1 protein-coding gene is annotated in these 234 nt (G+C 47.4%); it reads right to left on the bottom strand.

The window, feature by feature from the left end:
* Positions 1-234 (bottom strand): DDE-type integrase/transposase/recombinase (locus HPY28_RS30230; protein ID WP_174231981.1); only part of this gene is annotated, 234 nt, incomplete at both ends.

Genomic DNA, 234 nt, shown 5'->3' with positions numbered 1-234 from the left:
TAGAGCTTCGGTTTTCAAATGAGAAAAGAAGCTTTCCATCGAGGAGTTGTCTAGGCAATTACCTCGTCGTGACATGCTGATCTGGGCGCCAACCGTAGGCAGCATGTCGTGGTATGCATGGGACGTGTACTGGTGACCCTGATCGCTGTGAACGATCACACCAGTCACGTCTTTTTGTGTTTTAAATGCTTTCTTGAAAGTCTCAAGAACTAGCGCATTGTCGTTTCGAGAGCT

It is taken from the genome of Brevibacillus sp. HB1.2, assembly GCF_013332495.1.
Lineage (GTDB): Bacteria > Bacillota > Bacilli > Brevibacillales > Brevibacillaceae > Brevibacillus > Brevibacillus porteri.
Note: the sequence above shows the minus strand (reverse complement) of the source record. Positions and strands in the feature narration are given on the sequence as shown.